1 protein-coding gene is annotated in these 281 nt (G+C 66.9%); it reads left to right on the top strand.

Annotated features, from left to right (window positions below):
* Positions 1 to 72: 72 nt before the first annotated feature.
* Positions 73 to 281, top strand: a 209-nt coding sequence (locus INR38_RS28630; RefSeq protein ID WP_207476068.1) for a hypothetical protein, incomplete at its 3' end; no start/stop codon positions are given.

Below are 281 nucleotides of genomic sequence, written 5' to 3' on the forward strand. Positions count from 1 at the left end.
GAAGCGCAGTCTGTCGTGCAACCCGCCGTCGGATTGACCGGGCTGATGCCGCCCGACGGATCGTAGGAAGCCGTGTTCGTGCTCGACCCCACAGCCGTCGGCACAGCCGGCAGGTTGAAGCTGCTGTTGCTGCCAGCTGCCACCGGGGTGGTGAAGCTCACGGTGCAAGACAGGATCGCCGTGCCATTGCCCACGAAGGGGAAGGTATTGGGCGTGCAGGTCGCGCTGGCCACGTTTGCGCCGGTCGGCACGCCCGTGATGCTGATGCCTGCCGGCACCAG

Origin of the sequence: Delftia sp. SD018, assembly GCF_017355445.1 — a bacterium.
In the GTDB taxonomy this organism is placed as follows: Bacteria; Pseudomonadota; Gammaproteobacteria; order Burkholderiales; family Burkholderiaceae_C; genus Comamonas; species Comamonas acidovorans.